13 protein-coding genes are annotated in these 18,693 nt (G+C 67.9%); 6 read left to right on the top strand and 7 right to left on the bottom strand.

The features are described from left to right. The first annotated feature begins 137 nt into the window (after nt 1-137). Together OG782_RS31330 and OG782_RS31325 are read left to right on the top strand one after the other, a co-directional pair. Complete coding sequence (locus OG782_RS31330; protein WP_406456732.1) at nt 138-611, top strand: MarR family winged helix-turn-helix transcriptional regulator; 474 nt, start codon at nt 138-140, stop codon at nt 609-611. Nucleotides 612-832: 221 nt separating this feature from the next. After that, a complete protein-coding gene (locus tag OG782_RS31325) occupies nt 833-2,425 on the top strand; it encodes an MFS transporter (RefSeq protein ID WP_406456730.1) in 1,593 nt (530 codons plus the stop codon). A 286-nt stretch (nt 2,426-2,711) separates the two neighbouring features. On the opposite strand, the gene OG782_RS31320 is transcribed toward OG782_RS31325, so the two are convergent. From OG782_RS31320 to OG782_RS31300, 5 genes are all read right to left on the bottom strand, one after another. Further along, complete coding sequence (locus tag OG782_RS31320; protein WP_406456728.1) at nt 2,712-5,186, bottom strand: beta-glucosidase H; 2,475 nt, start codon at nt 5,184-5,186, stop codon at nt 2,712-2,714. Between the two features lie 743 nt (nt 5,187-5,929). Continuing rightward, nucleotides 5,930-8,500 (bottom strand): family 78 glycoside hydrolase catalytic domain, encoded by a 2,571-nt coding sequence (locus OG782_RS31315; protein ID WP_406456726.1) that lies wholly within the window; start codon nt 8,498-8,500, stop codon nt 5,930-5,932. An 81-nt stretch (nt 8,501-8,581) separates the two neighbouring features. Further along, nucleotides 8,582-9,490, bottom strand: a complete 909-nt coding sequence (locus OG782_RS31310; RefSeq protein WP_406456724.1) for a carbohydrate ABC transporter permease — start codon at nt 9,488-9,490, stop codon at nt 8,582-8,584. Nucleotides 9,491-9,494: 4 nt separating this feature from the next. After that, nucleotides 9,495-10,379, bottom strand: coding sequence for a carbohydrate ABC transporter permease (locus OG782_RS31305; RefSeq protein ID WP_406456722.1), 885 nt, complete (start codon nt 10,377-10,379; stop codon nt 9,495-9,497). Nucleotides 10,380-10,469: 90 nt separating this feature from the next. After that, entirely contained in the window at nt 10,470-11,786 is a 1,317-nt protein-coding gene (locus OG782_RS31300) for an ABC transporter substrate-binding protein (protein WP_406456720.1), read from the bottom strand. A gap of 285 nt (nt 11,787-12,071) precedes the next feature. Between OG782_RS31300 and OG782_RS31295 the strand changes: the two genes are divergently transcribed. Beyond that, nucleotides 12,072-13,085, top strand: coding sequence for a LacI family DNA-binding transcriptional regulator (locus tag OG782_RS31295; protein ID WP_406456718.1), 1,014 nt, complete (start codon nt 12,072-12,074; stop codon nt 13,083-13,085). Nucleotides 13,086-13,187: 102 nt separating this feature from the next. Further along, complete coding sequence (locus tag OG782_RS31290) at nt 13,188-14,198, top strand: LacI family DNA-binding transcriptional regulator (protein WP_406456716.1); 1,011 nt, start codon at nt 13,188-13,190, stop codon at nt 14,196-14,198. A 9-nt stretch (nt 14,199-14,207) separates the two neighbouring features. Here the strand turns inward: OG782_RS31290 and OG782_RS31285 are convergent, their stop codons facing one another. After that, nucleotides 14,208-15,452: an MFS transporter gene (locus OG782_RS31285; protein WP_406456714.1), complete on the bottom strand. Its 1,245-nt coding sequence runs from the start codon at nt 15,450-15,452 to the stop codon at nt 14,208-14,210. A gap of 206 nt (nt 15,453-15,658) precedes the next feature. Then, nucleotides 15,659-16,588 (bottom strand): LysR family transcriptional regulator, encoded by a 930-nt coding sequence (locus tag OG782_RS31280; protein ID WP_406456712.1) that lies wholly within the window; start codon nt 16,586-16,588, stop codon nt 15,659-15,661. A 127-nt stretch (nt 16,589-16,715) separates the two neighbouring features. Here OG782_RS31280 and OG782_RS31275 point away from each other — a divergent pair, with 127 nt between their 5' ends. Continuing rightward, complete coding sequence (locus tag OG782_RS31275; RefSeq protein WP_406459370.1) at nt 16,716-17,717, top strand: fumarylacetoacetate hydrolase family protein; 1,002 nt, start codon at nt 16,716-16,718, stop codon at nt 17,715-17,717. Next, the gene (locus OG782_RS31270) at nt 17,714-18,676 is read left to right on the top strand and encodes a cyclase family protein (protein ID WP_406456710.1); all 963 of its coding nucleotides are present in this window, start codon (nt 17,714-17,716) and stop codon (nt 18,674-18,676) included. Before OG782_RS31275 ends, OG782_RS31270 begins: the two co-directional genes overlap by 4 nt. Nucleotides 18,677-18,693 lie beyond the last annotated feature (17 nt).

Below are 18,693 nucleotides of genomic sequence, written 5' to 3'. Positions count from 1 at the left end.
TCAGCACTGCTGTGGACGCTGCCACCACCGGTCCGCATTCGCGCAGCCGGCATCGGCCTCACCTGCTGCGAAGGTCTCCCGTGACCGAAAGTTAGATATTTTGACATAGCTATATCCGGATACTTAGAGTCGTGGTCATGCCCCGCCCCAGCAGGTTCGTACAGGACGTCGACCACGTAGCCGCCGAGCTCGTGTCGTGCCTGCCCGCGCTGGCCCGGGCCGTGGAACGGCAGATCGGACCGCACGTCGAGCACCCCAAGCCGTCCGAGGCGCAGATCGCCCTGCTCCGTCACGTCGAGGCCAACGACGGCGCGACGGTGCGCAGGGCGGCCGAAGCGCTGCTGATGAAGCCGAACAACGTGAGCGCGCTGGTGACCCAGCTGACCGAGCAGGGCCTGCTGGAGCGCCGGCCGGACCCTGCCGACAAGCGCATCGCGCACCTGCACCTCACCTCGGCCTCGCGGCAGCAGCTCACCGAGGTCCAGAACCTGATGAGCGGCCTGGTCGCCGGGGCGCTCCAGACCATGACCGAGGGTGAACTGGACGCCCTCGGCTCGGCACTGGGCGCGCTGCACGCGCTCAACGACCGCCTGCATCCCCTCAGTCACTGACACGCGCACGCGGCCGTCCCGGACTCTTCGCGGGCTGTCGCACCCGTAGTCGTACGAGTCACACGGACCTATTCCGCATGCCGACGGGATGACACCTCTCCTCCACCGCGTCCGGCCTTCCTCAGGCCCCGGATGCCGCTTCGTCATGCGCTGACGCGTGACCCCGTCCGCGCATGACACCCGACACACACCCCATAACCTCACGAAGGACAGACACCTTCATGCCCTCCGACGTCCTGAACTCCCCGGCTCCGCCTGCGCGTCCGGTCCATGAGGACCAGCCGCGCGGCCGCCGGGCGAACCCGTGGCTGACACTCGTCGCCGTCGCCTTCGGCCTCTTCATGGTCGGCCTCGACGGCTCGGTCGTCTCGATCGCCAACCCGGAGATCGGCCGGGACCTCAACGCCTCCACGGCCGACCTCCAATGGGTCACCAACAGCTACCTGCTCGCCCTCGCCGCCGCGCTGATCCTCGGCGGCAAGCTCGGCGACCGTTTCGGCCGCCGCACCTTCTATCTCGTAGGAGTCGCGGGATTCACTGTCGCCTCCGTGGCCATCGGCCTCTCGGGATCCATCGAAGGAGTCATCGCCTTCCGCGCGCTCCAGGGCTTCTTCGGCGCACTGCTGATGCCCAACACCCTGGGCATGCTGCGCGCCGTCTTCCCGCCGAAGAAGTTCGGCATGGCGGTCGGCATCTGGGCCATGGTGTCCTCCGTCTCCACCGCGCTCGGTCCGATCGTGGGCGGCCTGCTCGTCGAGCACGTCAACTGGGAGTCGGTCTTCTACATCAACGCGCCCATCGGCGTCATCGCGCTCGTCTTCAGCATCGTCGTGCTGCCGCAGAGCAAGAACACCACCGCCGCAGAGGAGAAGTTCGACATCCCGGGCGTCGTTCTGCTCGCGCTCGGCCTTCTCGCCCTTGTCTTCGGCGTTGTCAAGGGCGAGACGTGGGGCTGGACTTCGGCCGGCACGCTGGGGACCATCATCGCCGGCGTGCTGATCCTGCTGCTGTTCGGCCGGTACGAGACACGAATCGCGCACCCCCTGCTGCCTATGCGTCTGTTCCGGAACCCGGCGCTGACCATAGGCACCGTCATCACCGCTCTGAACTTCTTCGTCCTGCTCGGCATGATCTTCTTCGTGATGCTGTACCTGCAGAACGTGCGAGGCTTCACCCCTGTCCAGGCCGGTGTCCGCACCCTGCCGCTGAGCCTCGCTTCCGTCGTGGCATCACCCCTGGGCGCCGCGCTCACCCAGAAGTTCGGCCCCCGGCTCACGATGCCGCTGGGCATGGCGCTCCAGGCAGCCGCCTGCTTCGCAATGCTCGGGTGGGGTGCGGACTCGTCCTACACCGCGATGTGGCCCCCGTTCATCGCGCTCGGACTGGGCGTCGGCATGGTGATGGCGTCGTCCTCCGACGCGATCGTCGGAAACGCACCCGTCAAGGACGGCGGAGTCGCCGGCGGCCTTCAGGCAACGGCGCTGCAGATCGGCGGCGCACTGGGCACGTCCGTCCTGATCTCCCTGATCAGCAGCCGCGTCGGCTCGACCCTGACCGGCGAGCTCACTTCGTCCGGGGTACCCGCCGATGCGGCCCACGGGCTGAGCGAGGCGAAGGACGCCGTGGCAATGGGCGTCGCGCCGGTCTCCGACGGAATGCCGGCGCAACTCAGGTCCGCGGTCGTCGAGGGAAGCCACCAGGCCTTCATGAACGGAGTACACACCGCCGTGCTCGTCTCGGGCCTGCTGTGCCTGCTGGGTGCCCTGCTCGCCGTGGCCGGTGTACGGCGCAGCCCCGAGGCGACCGGTCACTGAGAGGCAGGACCGAGCGGCCCGGCCGGGTGACGCAGTAGGGAGACACGCCTCCTCGCGCCCGGCCGGGCCCACCCCCGCTGCAGCGTGGGCGCCGTCTCGAGCCGCGCATCGGCGACGGTTCGGCCATCACAAGCTTCGAGCTTCCGGGCAGCTGCCGGTATATCCGACGTCGCACTGCCCTTCCGGTCGTCACGCTCAGGGCTTCGGTCTGCTGTCGACCACAACCGGCAGCAGACCGAAGCCCGCCGAAAGGCGACTCACGCGGAATCCGACGAGCTCAAGGGCCTCAGCTGATGGTGACAACCCGCTGTACAGCCAGGCTTCGCGAGGACCGGCCGGCGTGGACTGTGTAGGAGCCGGGGGTGAGTTTCCACGCGCCGGCAGTCCACACCGACAGGTCGCGGGCAGAAACGCTGAAGGTGATCCGAGTGCTGGCACCGGGAGCGAGCGTGACCTTGCGGAAGCCGATCAGTCGCCGTGGCTCGGCCTGGGCGCCGGCAGGCAGCCCCGCGTAGAGCTGCACGACTTCGGTACCTGCGCGGGACCCTGAGTTGGTGAGGGTGACGGCGGCAGTGAGCGTCTTGGTCGCTGTGTTGTAGGACGTTTCCAGGGAGCCGAGGTTGAAGGTGGTGTAGGAGAGGCCATGGCCGAAGGGGAACAGCGGGCTCTGGTTCTTCGCGTCGTAGTAGCGGTAGCCGACCAGGTGCCCCTCGCTGTGGGAGACAGTCGGGCCATTGCCCGGGTAGGTGGCCAGTGTCGCCCCGGGTCCCTGGGACGCCGTGACGGGGAACGTGACCGGAAGACGGCCCGAAGGGTCGGCGTCACCGAAGAGGATGGCGGCGAGGGCCGTTCCGGTGGCGCGTCCCGCATACCAGAGCTGGACGACCGCTTCGACATCGTTGATCCACGGCATGGCGACGGGGCCGTCGGTGTTCAGGACGACGATGGTGCGGGGGTTGGCTGCTGCGACGTCGGCGATGAGCTTGTTCTGGTCGCCCGGCAGGTCGAGGGAACCGTGGTCCATGTCCTCGCCCGCGACCCGGTTCACGATGACGACCGCGGCGTCGCAGGCCCGTGCTGCGGCTACCGCGCCGGGTATGAGGGACTTCGGCTGCCAGCCGAGGGTGAGACCGCAGGTGCCGGTATCGGCGGTGCTGTTGCTGTAATCGATGCTGACACTCACCGCCTTCCCGGCGGTGAGATCGATGGCGCCCTGGAGCGGATAGTCGTACGGCCCGAGGAAGAACCGGCGGCTGTGCCGGGTGCCGGAGATGACGGTCTTGCCGTTGATGACGAGCTTGGTGGTACCTGAGGGCAGCAGCGAGAAACGGTGCAGGCCGGTGGTGGTCGGCGTGAGGGTGCCACTCCAGCGGGCCGACCACACGGCGGGCAGACCGGCCACGGGCGCACTGGTGAAATCGACACCGGCACTGACCTGTGTGGCGACGGGAGTACCGGACGGTTCGGCTGCGGCGTAGAAGCTACCGGTGAGGCCTGCCGCACCAGAGGCCGTGCGCAGCACCGTCGCCGGGACGGCGGTGAGGGGGATGTCTCCGACGGATCCCTCGCTGTAGGTGACGGTGACCCCGGCGCCGGCGCGGTCCTTGATGGCCGCCAGCGGGGTGATCCAGGCACCGGGGGTGACGTAGCTGGAGCCGGAGACTCCTGTCAGGGCGGCGTCGCCCGCGGGGCCGATGACCGCGAGCGACTTGATGGTGGAGGTCAGCGGGAGGGCTTGACCGCGGTTGGTGAGCAGGACCGCGGAGTTGACTGCGAGGGCATGAGCGAGGTCCTTATGGGCCTGGGTGCTGACGTCCGCGGCGGGCGCCGGTACGGGGTGGTCGAACAGGCCGTTGGCGTACATGGTGTTGAGGATGCGCAGGGCCGCGTCGTCCAGGCGGGCCGTGGGGACGCTGCCATCGACCAGGCCGCCGACAGGTATCTTCACGCCACCGGGGCCGAGACCGCCGAGGTCCATGCCTGCCTTGACGGCTCCCACAGGATCATCGCCGGCCCAGAAGTCGGGGACGGTGTAGCCCTCCAGACCGATGGTCTTCTTGAGGTCGTTGAACAGCGCGGGGCTCTGCGTGGCGAACGTACCGTTGATCTTGGGATAGGCCATCATCACCGAGGTGACGGGCACGGTGGCGATGATGCGCTCGAAAGCGGCGTGGTAGATCTCGTGCAGGGCCCGGTCGGGGAGCTGCGCGTCGACGAAGAAGCGGTTGATTTCCTGGGTGTACGCGCTGAAGTGCTTGACGGTGGCGACAACATGTTGTTCCTGTATGCGTCGGGTGAGCGCTGCGCCCAGGGTCCCGGCCAGGAGAGGGTCTTCGCCCATGCCCTCGGCCTGTCGGCCGAAGTGCCAGGTGCGGGCGGTGTCGACGGTAGGGCCGAGAAGGTTGTTGTAACCCTTGGCCCGTCCTTCGGTGCCCAGTGCCGTGCCGAGCCGGCCGGCGAGGTCGGCATCGAATGTCGCGGCCTGGGCCAGGGGGACGGGGAAGGCGGTGACGCCGGTCTCCCCACGCAGTCCTGCCGAGGCGTCCACCATGGTCAGGGCCGGGATTCCGAGCGAGCTCAGGGCCGCGAAGTCGCAGCGGACGAGGGCCTCCTTCTGTGCGGCGGTCATCCTCGCCAGCAGGGCGACGGCCCTGCTGTCGGGGGCTGTATCCGCGGTGCGACGGGGAGTGGCGGCGGCCGGCGCGATGCCGGAAGCCAGAGCGGTCAGGACGGCGGCGGAGAGGAACGTACGACGATTCATGGCGGCTCTTCCATGAGGAATCAGGGCAGGACAGAACAGCTCTGTGCGACGCTCGCAGCTGTCGCCGCGCATTGCTGGGGTGGAGTAACTCAGGGGATACATCGGGCAGAGTCGGCGCTCGCGGCCCACCCCTCTCGGAATACCTAATTCAGGGCGACAGGGGCGCCCTTGATATCGGTGCGGCCAGAGAACATCTTCTGGATCTTCAGCTCTCCGCAGAGCGAATGGCCACAGCCTGGCACTTTCCTTCAGGCCGGCAATCGGGCCGCCCCTGACGCATATTTCGTGATTACGGGACCGATTGGCGGGGCCGGCCGAGCAGTCAGGTGCCCGGCCGGCCCCAGTTCGAGGAGGTCGGGACCTCGGTGGGACACACGTGCGTACAGAAATGCACTGCCATTTCATTCGAGACAATCAACGCCGCGTACCGTGGCATGCGATTTCGGTGTTCAGAGACAACCACCCGCGAAGCGTTTCGACCAACGAAGGGAAACTATTACCTATCACCCCTTCGGGTCAACCCTCAAGCAACACTCACTTCAAGAAACTCGCGGTCGGAACGACCAAGACTTTCCAGTTGAATCGATTTGAAATTTCAATTGAAAGCTTACGCGTGCGCTTTATCGACGCAGCGAATGGACGTCATTCACATGGCAAATACATATGCGTTCATCGAACCCGGAAACCGCAAAGCCCGGCGCATTGAAGCGTGCACCGGGCCTGCGTAGCTGATGAAACGGGGGTCAGGCTGCCTTTGTCGCGAGGTCCCCCGTGCTGAGGACATGCTTGCCCGGCCCCAGGACGACCGGCGTGCAGCCGGGCAGTTCTGCGGTTGCCTCACAGCCCTCCGGTACGACGAGGTCGACTGTCAGCCCCGCGGCTGTCTGCTCCCACGACAAAGACACCGAGCCGTAGGGAGTCTCGTGCCGGGTACGGGCCGAAGTGATGCCGCCACCGGGACGCGGACGGAAGGCGATCCTCCGGTATCCGGGGGCCGTGGCGGTAATGCCGCCCACCACGCGGTGAAGCCAGTCAGCGACGGCCCCGAGGGCGTAGTGGTTGAACGACGTCATACCTCCGGGGTTGAGGGTGCCGTCGGAGCGAAGGCTGTCCCAGCGTTCCCAGATCGTCGTGGCGCCCATGTCCACGGTGTACAGCCAGGAGGGGCACTGGGTCTGGAGGAGCAGCCGGTAGGCGATATCGAGGTGTCCCGTATCGGTGAGGGCGTCACAGATCAGTGGGGTGCCGACGAAGCCGGTGGCAATGCGGGCGTCGTCCTCGATGACCAGCTGAGCCAGACGGTCGCCGGCCGACTGCCTTTGCGGCGGGGCCAGCAGGTCGAAGGCGAGCGCGATGGCGTAGGCAGTGGGGCTGTCACTGCTCATGCGCCCCGATGCAAGGACATAGCGGCGGCGGAAGGCGTCGGCTGCCTCGTCGGCCAGCGTGCTGTACCGCCCGGCGTCCGTGTCATCGCCCAACGCGGCTGCCGCCAGCGCGAGATGGCGGGCGGAGTGGGCGAAGTAGGCGGTGGCGACGAGGTAACGGTCGGTGCGGCCGGCGGCCGGGTCCTCGGGTGGTGCGGCAGGGTCGAGCCAGTCCCCCAGTTGGAAGCCGGTGTCCCACAGTCGGGTCGGCCCAGCGAGGCTTTCGACGAGGTCGACCCACTTCTTGGCCATGGGGTAGTGACCGCGCAGGAGATCGAGGTCTCCGAAGCGCTGGTAGAGCGTCCAGGGGGTGAGTGTGGCAACGTCGCCCCAGGCGGCCCCGGGGTGGATCGGCGTCCACATGGGCTCGCCCGGGATGACGGGCACGTACCAGGGAATCGTTCCGTCCGGGAGTTGCTCCAGGGCGACGTCGGTGAGCCAGGAGTCCAGCATGCCCACGCAGTCGTACAGGTAGCTCGCCGTGGGGGCGAAGACCTGGATGTCGCCGGTCCAGCCGAGGCGTTCGTCCCGTTGAGGGCAGTCGGTGGGGATGTCGACGAAGTTGCCGCGCATGCTCCACACGACGTTCTCGTGCAGGCGGTTGACGAGCGGGTCGCTGCACTCGAACCAGCCTGTGCGGCGCATGTCGGTGTGGTACACGCGGGCGGTCACCATGTCGGCGGTCAGGTCTGCCGTCCAGCCGCTGACTTCGGCGTAGCGGAAGCCGTGGAGGGTGAAGCGCGGCTCCCAGGTGACGGGCCCCCGGCCGGAGAGGATCACGGTGTCCTCGGCATACGCCTCGCGCAACGGTCGTGTGGCCAGCTCACCCTGCTCCAGGACCTCGGCGTGCCGGAGGATGACGCCAGTGCCGGCCGGGCCGTCAAGGGTGACTCGGAGACGGCCCACCAGGTTCTGGCCGAAGTCGAGCAGATGACGGTCATCGCCGGTGCGGGTGATGGTGACCGGGGTGATCTCCTCGGTGCAGCGCACCGGGGGTCCCTGCGGGGCGACGAGAGTGCCCATGTCACGACCGCCGGTGCGGACGGGCGTCCACTCCCCTGCGGCAGCGCCGGGAGGGGTGGCCCAGTCGGGGTCGTGCAGTCGGGCGTCGAACGTCTCGCCCTCGTACAGTCCGCTGGTCAGGATCGGTCCGGGCGCGGCGTTCCAGGTCCGGTCCGTGGCGATCGTGATCGTGGTGCCGTCCTCGTACGTCACCTCCAGTTGGGCGATGAGGGACTGGTCGGTGCCGTAGATGTTGCGGGTGCCGCCGTCGAAGCCGTACTTACCGCGGTACCAGCCGTCGCCGAGCCATGCGCCGATGGTGTTGGCGCCTTCGGTGAGGTGGCTGGTGACGTCGTGTGTGCGGTAGCGCAGACGGTGCGGGTAGACGGTCCAGCCCGGAGCCAGCGTTTCGTCGCCGACGCGGCGTCCGTTGATCTCGGCCTCGTACAGGCCGTGTGCGGTGATGTAGAGGCGGGCGTGTGCCACCGTCCGGTCGATCCGGAAGTCCTTGCGGACGCGGGCCGGACGGCGGGCGGCTTCGGGGTCCTCGGGCCAGGCGGCGCCCACCGGGACTGCCTGCCAGTCGGCGGCGTCGAGCAGGCCCGCCTCTACCGTGCTCGGGGTGCTCCAGCGCGAGGGCTCACTCGCCTCTGCCGTCCAGACGCGGACGCGGACGGTCGCACGTTCACGGGAGTCCAGCGGATCACCGGGCCAGGCCACCAACACCTGGTCTCTCGCGGCGACGCGACCGGTGCGGTCGATGCGGCCGGCCCGGGCGACTTCGAGTTCGTACGCCTCCTGGGACCCGCCGCCTGCCGGCAGGGTCCACGTCAGACGGGGGGTGGGGACGCCGATGCCAAGGCCGTCCGGGAGGTGCTCGAAAGACACCGGGCAGGGCTGAGGGGGGAACAAGGAAAGCCTTTCTTCACGTGCGCGGGAGCGGGGCGAGCGGGCCTCGGCCAGCCCGCCTCAGCCCTTGACCGCTCCCGAGGTCAAGCCCTTCATGACCTTCTGGTTGAGGAAGAGATAGATCAGGAGGGTGCCGAAGACGTTGATGCAGATCGCGGCGAACAGCGGACCGTACTGGGTGGCACCGAAGTCGCCGGTGAAGTTGAGCAGGCCGACCTGGATGGTGCGCAGGTCCTGGTTGTTGGTGAAGGTCAGCGCGATGAGCAGGTCGTTCCAGATGAAGAAGAACTGCACCAGGCCTACGGTGAGCAGGGCGTTGCGGACCATGGGCACGCTGATGGTCCAGAAGGCGCGCAGGATGCCCGCACCGTCGATGGTGGCCGCTTCGAACAGTTCACGGGGAACGGTCCGGTAGTACGTGGCCATCATGAAGACGGTCAGAGGGAGGCCGGTACCGGTGTAGGTGAGGACGAGCGGCCACAGGGTGCCGGACAGGCCGGTCTGGAAATAGACGGTGAACAGGGGCAGGAGGATCATCTGCGGCGGGACCATCATGCCTGCCAGGAAGACCAGCAGGGTGAGACTGCGGCCCTTCCACACCATGATCTGGAGGGCGAATCCCGCGGCCGTGCCCAGGAGCAGCATCAGCGCCAGTGCGGGCAGCACGGCGAGCAGGCTGTTCTGGACGTACAGCCCCAGGTGGCCGGTGGTCCATGCCTCGGTGTAGTTGCCCCACTCCCACGTGGTGGGCAGGCTCCAGGTGGAGTTGTTGAGGTAGTCGTCGTTGGACTTCAGGGACGTCAGGAGCATCCAGATCAGCGGGTAGATCTCGACGACCAGCAGCAGGGTGACGACGAGCTTCACCCACAGCCGGCGCGGCGCCCGGGGTCTGCGGCTCGGGCCGGCCTGTCCGGATGGCTTCCGGCTCCAGCGGCCTGCGGAGGTCTTCACAGCTGTGTCGATGGCCATGTGTTCAGCCCTCCGTGATGTCGTGCCGTGAGACGCGGTAGACGGCCAGGCTCACCAGCAGGCACACGACGGTGAGCAGCAGGGCGATGGTGCTGCCGTAGCCGTAGTCGCTGTAGGTGAACGAGGTCTGGAACATGTACAGGGTCAGTGGGGTGGTTCCGTTGCCCGGGCCGCCGTTGGTGAGGGCGACGACGGAGTCGAAGACCTTGAGCGTCCCGTTGATGCTGAAGATCAGCGATGACATCAGTACGGGCAGGGACAGTGGCAGCACGATGTGGCGGATCAGCCGCAGCCCCGAGGCTCCGTCCAGGCGCGCGGATTCGAGGACTTCGTCGGGGATGTCGACCAGGCCGGCGAAGAGCAGGACGGCGTAGAAGCCCATGGAGCGCCAGATGTCCATGAGGATCAGGACCCAGAAGGCACTGCCCGCGCTGCCGAAGAAGTCGATGGAGTCGAGTCCGACCACGTTGAGCAGGGAGTTGACCGGGCCTGTCTGCGGGGCGACTTGGAAGAACTTCTGGAAGAGCAGGCCGACCGCGACGGTGGGCAGCACGACCGGGAAGAAGGCCAGCGTACGGATGAGGGCGGAGGACTTCTTGAGGAAGAAGACGTACAGCAGAGCCAGGACGTAGCCGGCGACGACCTGGCCGACCGTGACGAGCGCCGCGTATTTGAGGGTGAACCACAGTGCGTCGCGGACGGCCGGGTCCTCGAACAGCCGGGAGAAGTTGGCGCCGCCGTTTCCGGTGAATCCCTCGATGGTGTTGCCCTGGGTGAAGGAGTACCCGAGGGACCACACGATGGGGACCAGCATGATCAGTGAGTAGACGAGGAGGGCGGGGCCGAGCAGGATCGCGATGGCCCTGCGGTCACCGAGTACGCGGTGCATGGATGGTGTCCACTTCGTTTCCGTTGAAGAGACCGTCGGGACGGAACCGGGGGCGGTCCGCGCGGGGAGGCGTGGGCCGCCCCCGGTGGGTCACTTGGCGGTCAGCGCGTCCTGGACGGTCCGCATGAACGCCTCGGGCTTCATGCTCCCGGTGACCAGGCCGGCCGCGTTGGTCTGGCTGACGGTGGTGGCCTTGGTGCTGAACAGGGCCTCGAACCACAGGACGTTCTGCTTCGACTCGCTGATCGTCTTGCGGACCTGGGTGGTGACGTCGTTGGCGTCCATCACCCCGGTGTTGACCTTGAAACCGGAGATCGAACCGTGGTCCTTCAGCGCGGTGCTGCCGTAGTTCTTGGCGATGCAGGAGACCCAGTCACCGGTCTTCTTGTCGAAGGACTTCGCACCGAGGGTGATGCCGAGGCCGACGTTGGAGGGGTACTGGTCGATGGATCCCTTGCCGCCGGACACGGCGGGGAAGGGCATGAAGCCGACGTTCTCCGCGCCGACCTTGTTCTGCTTCTCGTCCGAGATGTTCGCCAGTGCCCAGTTGCCCATGTAGAACATGGCGGCCTTGCCGTTGAGGAACTGGTTCATCGCGGTGTCGTAGTCGATGGAACCGACGCCCTTGCCGAAGTAGCCCTTCTTGCCGAGGCCGGCGATCTCCTCGGCGGCCTTCACGTACTCCGGGTCGGTCAGCTTCGCCTTGCCGTCGGCCACCTTCTGAAGGGCGTCGGGCCCCAGGCTGCGGTAGAGGTAGGTGCTCAGCAGGCGGGTGATGGGCCACCCTTGCTGGCCGGAGGCGGAGAAGGGCTGAACGTTCTTGGCGTCCAGCTTCGCCGCGGCAGCCACCAGCTCGTCCCAGGTTCCCGGAATGGCTATGGCGTTCTCCTGGAAGAGCTTCTTGTTGTAGAAGATGCCCTCGATGTTGTACTCGTACGGCAGCACCTGCAGCTTGTTGCCGTACAGCGCCTTGATGGTGGAGACGGCGGCCGGCTCCAGTTGATCGAGAACGCCGAGTGACTTGAGCTCCTTCTCCAGGTCGGCCACCTTGCCCGACTTCGCCAACTGCTGGGTGAGCGCGGGGGCGTTGCCTGCGGCGAACTGCACCGGCAGCGCGTCCTGACCGGCCAGCAGTTGCAGCTTCTGATCGAGGCTTGTCTGCGGCACGGTCTCCACCTTCAGCGGCAGAGCGTCGTTCGCCGCCTTGCACGCGCCCTTGGACATGGTGGTCAGGGCGGTCTTCACGGTGGTGTTCTCGGTGACGCTCAGGTAGCTGAACTCTTTGGGGGCGGCCGAGGCCCCGGAGCCGCTACCGCCGCAGGCGGTGGTGACCAGCGCCAGTGAGGCGGTGGCGGCCGTGAACAGGCTCAGACGCGCACGACGGGCGTGGGGCATGCGAAGGGACACGGAGACTCCCGGAGGTCTTTGAGAGAGGGGCGAGGCACGGCGAGCGGCGCTGAGGAAGGAAGCGAGTCCAACCGCGCGGAAGGCTGTGTATAACGTTCTCCACAACGAAGTGGGCAACACCTTGCACCGCTCGCAGGTATCCGTCAAGACACAGAGCCGTAACACCAAGGCTCGAACCAGTAGCCTTACGGTCATCCAGAGGTCATTATGTAGACCGTTACACTCGCACCTACGGAATCTGGAGTACTGGCGATGGGCGGGGCCGAACCCAAGCAGAACAAACGCGTGACCATCACCGACGTCGCCCGGCACGCCGGTGTGTCCGTCGCCGCGGTCTCCAAGGTGCTGCGCAACGCCTACGGCGTGAGCCCCGGCATGCAGGAGAAGGTGCGGGCGGCCATCGCCGAACTGGACTACCGGCCGCAGGCGGCGGCACGCGGGATGCGGGGGCGGACGTACACGATCGGCGTGCTCCTGGACAACGTCCGTAACGCCTTCTTCGCGGACATCCTCGACGGCATCCAGGCGGAGCTCCGCACCAGCGAGTACACCGTGCTGATCGGCGCGGCCGGATTCGACCCGGACGAACAGGCGAAAACCATCCGTTCCATGGTCGACCGCCAGATGGACGGCTTGATCCTCATCGCTCCGGGGACCTCGCGCGCCGAGGTACTGGCAACCGCGGCGGCCACGCCGACCGTCGTCATCGGTCACCACGACGCAACCGACACCCACGACTCGGTGGTTGACGCGGATGACACCGGCGCGGGCCTGGTGGTCGACCATCTGGTGGCACTCGGACACCGGGACATCGCCCTCGTCGCGGCCCCCGGCACCAGAGCCAATCAGTGGAAACGCACACCGGAGGTCGTCCTCGCGGGCGGCTACCGCTCGGCCATGGAACGGCACGGCCTCACCGAGCACGTGAGGGTTCACCACGCCGCGTACTCCGACGAGGGCGGGTTCAAGGCCGGCATGACCCTGCTGACCATGGAACGACCGCCGACCGCCGTCATGGCCGGCGCCGACGTCGCAGCCCTGGGCATCTACCGGGCGGCACACCACCTCGGCCTGCGCATCCCCGAGGACCTCTCGCTCGTCGGCTACAACAACACCGCTCTCGCCGCCCTGGCCACCGTCCAGCTCAGCAGCGTCGATCAGGCGGGACACACCATGGGCGCCACCGCCGCCCGCATGCTCATCGAGCGCGTGGAAGGCAGGCGGGACCGGTCCATGCAGACGACGATGACCCCACGCCTCGTGCAACGCAGCACCACCGCAGCCCCAGTGAGCCCTTGAACGATGGCCCACCAGCTGCCCACAACCATTCCTTTCGTGAACAGGACAACGGCACACGGGCTGGATACAAGGACGGCTCGAGGCGGCAGGGCGCGTCGCAAGGTGGGTGTCAAGGACGTTGCGCGCGAGGCCGGTGTGTCGCTCGGCACCGTCTCGAACGTCCTCAACCACCCGGAGGTCGTCGCCGAGGCCACCCGCAAGCGCGTCCTCGACGTGATCGGCTCGATCGGATACGTACGGGCCCAAGGCGCTCAGCAGGTGGACGGTCTGGCCTCCCGTGTCATCGCCGTCCTGGGGCTGAACGGGGCGGATCCGTATTTCACGGCGCTGGCCGCCGGCGTCGAGCAGGCCGCACGCGAGGCCGACCTCGGCGTCATGGTGTGCACCGGCGCCCGCGAGGCGGCGGAGGACGGTCGGCACCTCGCCCTGATCGCCGCCCACCGGATCCGCGGAGCCGTGCTGGTTTCGGGCGATGGAGCAGTCCGAACCGCGGCTGCGTTGCGTCGGCATGCGCTGCCCTTCGTCATGGCCGACCAATACGCGCTCGAACCGGCTGCGTGCTCCGTGGGAATCGATGATGTCGCCGGGGGTTACGCGGCAGTCCGTCACCTGCTCGGGCAAGGGCACCGGTCCGTTGTGCACGTCGGCGGTCCCTACGAGTTCGCGCCGATACGGGACCGGCGCACAGGTGCACGCCGTGCCATCAGCCGGGCCGGGCTCGCCTCGGACTCCCTGCATGAGCTCTCGTGCCCAGCCCTGACGGTGGGCGCGGGCAAGGACGCCGGTCAGCGCATCCTCGGCCTGGCGGACCTGCCGACCGCCGTGTTCTGCGCCGACGATCTGCTCGCTCTCGGAGTGATGCAGTCCCTGTACGAGGCCGGACTGAGGGTGCCTGACGACATCGCATTGGTCGGCTACGGGGACCTCGACTTCGCAGCGTCCGCCGTCGTGCCGCTGACCACGGTGCGGCGGCCGGTCGTCGCCATGGGGCGGCAGGCCGGCCGCCTGCTCATCGAGGACACGGCGCACAACGCCGTTCACGGACATGTACACGTCGTACTGCAGCCGGAACTGGTCGTGCGCCGGTCCACCTTGGCAGCGCCGGCGCGGTGACCTCGGTGGTCAGGGCTGTTCGGGAACATGGTGCAGCGGGGCAGCGGCCGGCGTCCGGTGGGCGAGGAGAAGGGGCGCACCCGCGAGAAGCAGGGTGGCCAGACCGAGTGCTCCGACGGCCGAGCTCAGGTCTCCGAGAGCTTCCTTGCCTCCGAGGAGGATCAGTGGGCAGGCAAACTCGCCCAGGAAGAACGCCGAGGTCCACAACCCGGTGCCGCGTCCCCGGTCGGCGAAATCGAGACGGGACATGGCCAGCGTCAGGAGGGACGGCAGCAGCAGGCCGGTGCCCACGCAGTTCACCACGGCACCGACGATCAGCAGGGGAAGGCTGTCGCTCATCGCCATCAGGAGGAACCCAGCGGCACACAGCAGGAAGACAATGGGCAAATGGTGCCGTGGCCGGCCGGTGAGGCGGGTGAAGAGCACCGAGCCGAGGACGGTGGCCGCACTCGCGACCGCGGTGACGGCACCGATGCCGCCGGTGGAGTCGACGCCCAGGCCATCGAGGAGAAAGGACATCTCCACAGGCACGGTGTAGAAGACGACAGCACCGAATGCGGTCAGTAGGCAAAGGCCGGCCATACGGCGTATCGGAAAGGGCCGCGTGTCCGCAGTGGGGGCGTTCGGCCCGATCTCCATCGCTGATGAAGCCAGTGGTGCCGGCAGTACGCGAGCCATGGCGGGAGCGAGCAGCAGTCCGATTCCGTACATCCAGAACGGCGCCTGCCAGCCGGCTCCTCCAAGGGCCCCTCCGAGCACGAAGAAGACGGTGGCGGATGCCGAGGCGCACATGGTCTGCAGCGCGAGGTAGCGGTCACGGACGCGCCCCGTGTAGTAGTCACCGATCAGCGTCGTGCAAGCGGTCATGATCGCCGCCTCGGCCACACCCACCAGCACGCGGCTGGCGAGAATGCCGTACAGCGAGTCCACCCACAACGGAACTGTGCCGAACAACGCGTACAGGACCGTCGCCACGATCAGCAGGCGCTTGCGGCCGAGACGGTCGACGACGACACCGGCAAAGGGAGCCAGCAGGGCCAGCGACAGCGCGGGAACGGTCAGCACCAGGGGCACCAGGGCCTCGCTGCCGGCGACACCTTCGAAGTGCTCCTGCATGCGAGGCAGAACCGGTGCGAGCAGCACCGCGCCCAGAACAGGCAGGCAACTGCCGGCCATGAGGAGAGCTGCAGGTAGTTTCCCCTGCGGATCCGGGAAGTCGTGGGCGTCGGAGGGCGGGGTGACGGGAGCGGGCATGGCGGCACTCCAGAGCGGGAGGCGGGAAGGGAGATGCGCGTGGCAAGGGATCCGTCGGTCGACGACGTCGGCGCACGGCATAGGGATGTGCCACGACTATGCGGCCCCCTGGGTGGCCTGCCCAGCCCTGCCGCGATCCGATTTTCGGATGCCTCGGATCCACTGGGCGGATACCACCGATCCAGGTCGTCCGCTCCCGCCACCTGTCAGGACGGCTGCGGCGTGTCGTGCCCGTCGGCCATGCGTCGGCCGACCCGGGCCGCCGTTTCGCGTAGCCAGATGTGTGCGGCGTCGTGCGTGTGGACGGGGTGCCACCACATTGCCTCTCGCAGCGGCACCGCTTCGTAGGGCGGTTCCAGTACCCGCACGGCAGCGAGGGGCGTCATCAGGTGGGCGAGGCGGGCCTGGATCAGGGCGATGCGCCGGGTGCCGGCAACCAGCAGCGGCAGCAGTTGGAAGCTGTCGACGGAGACCTCCACGCGCGGTTCGACGCCGAGCATGCCGAGTTGCCGTACGGCCGGGGCGTCGTAGGTGCGCTGATAGGTGACCCACGGCAGCCGGGCCAGGTCCTGGCGGGTGAGCCGGTCCTCCACGCTCGGGTGATCGTCGGCGACGAGGAAGACCCACCTGTCCTGGTAGAGGTCGGTGGCGGGGAAGTCGCTGACCACTCCGTGCGGCATGAGCAGGCCGTCGGTAGTGCTCAGTAGCGTGGCCGTGTCATCGACGATGGTGGTCGGGGGCTGGGTGAAGCGCAGGCGGATGCCGGGAGCCTCCTCATGCACGACCCGGGCGAGCTCGGTACCGAACACGGCGACGGCGTAGTCGGAGGCGATCAGCTTGAATTCGCGGCTCTCACTCGCCGGGTCGAAGTCGGCCTGGCTGGCGAACAGGCGCTCCAGCACGTCATAGGCGGTCGCGGTGCGGTCGAGGAGAACCTGCCCGAGCGCTGTGAGTTCGTAGTGGCCGCCGACCCGGGCGAGCAAGTCGTCGTCGAAGTGGCGGCGCAGTCGGGCCAGGGCGGCACTCATGGCCGGTTGGCTGAGCCCGACGCGCTGTCCGGCGCGCGTGACGTTGCGCTCCTCCAGCAGAGCACGCAGCGCGACGACGAGGTTGAGGTCCAGACGGGACAGGTTCACGGGCGTTCCCTTTGCGAAAAGGCGCCGACCAGCGCGAATAAACACAATGGATGACTGTGATCCATAGAATCGATTTCCATGATTGCCGGTGGCAGGTTCAGATTAGTCACATCGCCATCAGGAGGACATCTCTGTGAAACCTGCACCCGCGTCCGCGCTCTTCGCCGGACCGTTCGCCCTCGCCACGCTCTCGGCCCCGAACGGACCCGCGTTCCCCGCACTCGTCACACCCGACGCCCAGGTGGTCGAACTGCGAGCCGCATTCGACGACGATCGGTTGGCCATCCGGAGCCTCCTTGAGGACTGGGAGGCCGTCCTCCCCCGGCTGGAAGCACTGGCCGAGGACGGCGGACAGCAGCGAAAGCCGCTGGCGGACTACCAGGTGCACGCCCCCGTCGAGCCCCGCCAGGTCTTCCAGTCGGGTGCGAACTACCGGCAGCACGTCATCGACCTGCACGTCGCGCACCGCGCCCCGAACGACGCCCGTTCCGAGGAGGAGCGGCGCGCGGAGGCGGCGGAGATCATGGACCGCCGGGCGGCCGAGGACCTGCCGTATGTGTTCATCGGGCTGCCGAGCGCGATCACCGGTCCGTACGACGACGTAGTGCTCCCCTCGTGGGCCGAGAAGCCGGACTGGGAGCTGGAGTTGGCCGCCGTCATCGGCCGGCCCGCCTACCGGCTGTCCGCCGAGGAGGCACTGGACCACGTCGCCGGCTACACCATCGCCAACGACCTCACCGATCGCACCACGGTCTTCCGCCGGGACATGCCGCAGATCGGCACGGACTGGCTGCGCAGCAAGAACGCCCCCGGTTTCACTCCGCTCGGCCCCTGGATCGTGCCTGCCGCGTCGGTCGCCGACCCGGACGACCTGCAGGTCACGCTGAAGCTGAACGGCGAGACGATGCAGGACGAGTCCACCAAGGACATGATCTTCAACGTCGCGCGGGTGGTGGCCTACGTCTCGCAGAGTGCACGGCTCCTTCCCGGTGACGTGGTGCTGACGGGCAGTCCGGCCGGAAACGGCATGCACTGGGGCCGGCTGCTGCGTGACGGTGACGTCATGGAGGGCACGGTCACCGGGCTCGGCGTCCAGCGCACCCGTTGCGTCGCGGAGGGGACCTCGTGAGCCTCGACCGCACTGACCCCGAGGGCTCGATCGCCGTGGCCGCCAAGGCGTACAGCAACTGGGGCCGCTGGGGCGAGGACGATGTGCTCGGCACTCTGAACTTCCTCGACGAGGCCAAGCGTCGCGAGGGGGCCGCCCTGATCCGGCGGGGTGTCAGCTTCTCCCTCTCCCAGCGCTTCGACATGGACGGCCCGCAGAAGGGCTGGCGCCGCCGCACCAACCCCGTGCACACGATGCTCGACACCGGAACCGACGCCGTCCTCACCGGGCAGGGCTTCCCGCACGGCATCGGCGGCGCCGACGACGTCATCGCGATGCCGCTGCAGTGCTCCACCCAGTGGGACGGGCTCGGTCACATCTTCGATCACGGCAAGGCGTGGAACGGGCGCCCGGCGGAGAAGGTCGTCACCTCCGAAGGCGACCTGGTCACCGGCATCGAGCACATGGCGCCGCACGTCGCAGGCCGCGGAGTGCTCCTCGACGTCGGCCGGGTCATCGGCGGGAACGGCGAACTGCCCGACGGGTTCCCGATCACCGCAGAGCACCTGACGGCCACGGCAGACGCCCAGGGCGTGAGCGTAGGCCGCGGCGACATCGTCCTGGTGCGCACCGGACAGCTGGCCCGGGTCCGCCGCGACGGCTGGGGCGAGTACGCCGGCGGACCGGCTCCCGGCCTGTCCTTCACCGCGGCCGGCTGGCTGCACAGCACGGAGATCGCCGCGATCGCGACCGACACCTGGGGCTTCGAGGTGCGGCCCAACGAGTTCGAGAACGCCTTCCAGCCGTTGCACCAGGTCGCCATCCCCAACATGGGCCTGCTCATCGGGGAGATGTGGGACCCGGACGCGCTCGCCGAGGACTGCGCGGCGGACGGCGTGTACGACTTCTGGCTCACCGCCGCCCCCCTGCCGATCACGGGCGCGGTCGGCAGCCCGGTGAACCCGATCGCCGTCAAGTAATGAGCGGAACAAGGGAG

Origin of the sequence: Streptomyces sp. NBC_00876 (assembly GCF_045207435.1) — a bacterium.
Classification (GTDB): Bacteria; Actinomycetota; Actinomycetes; order Streptomycetales; family Streptomycetaceae; genus Streptomyces.
Note: the sequence above shows the minus strand (reverse complement) of the source record. Positions and strands in the feature narration are given on the sequence as shown.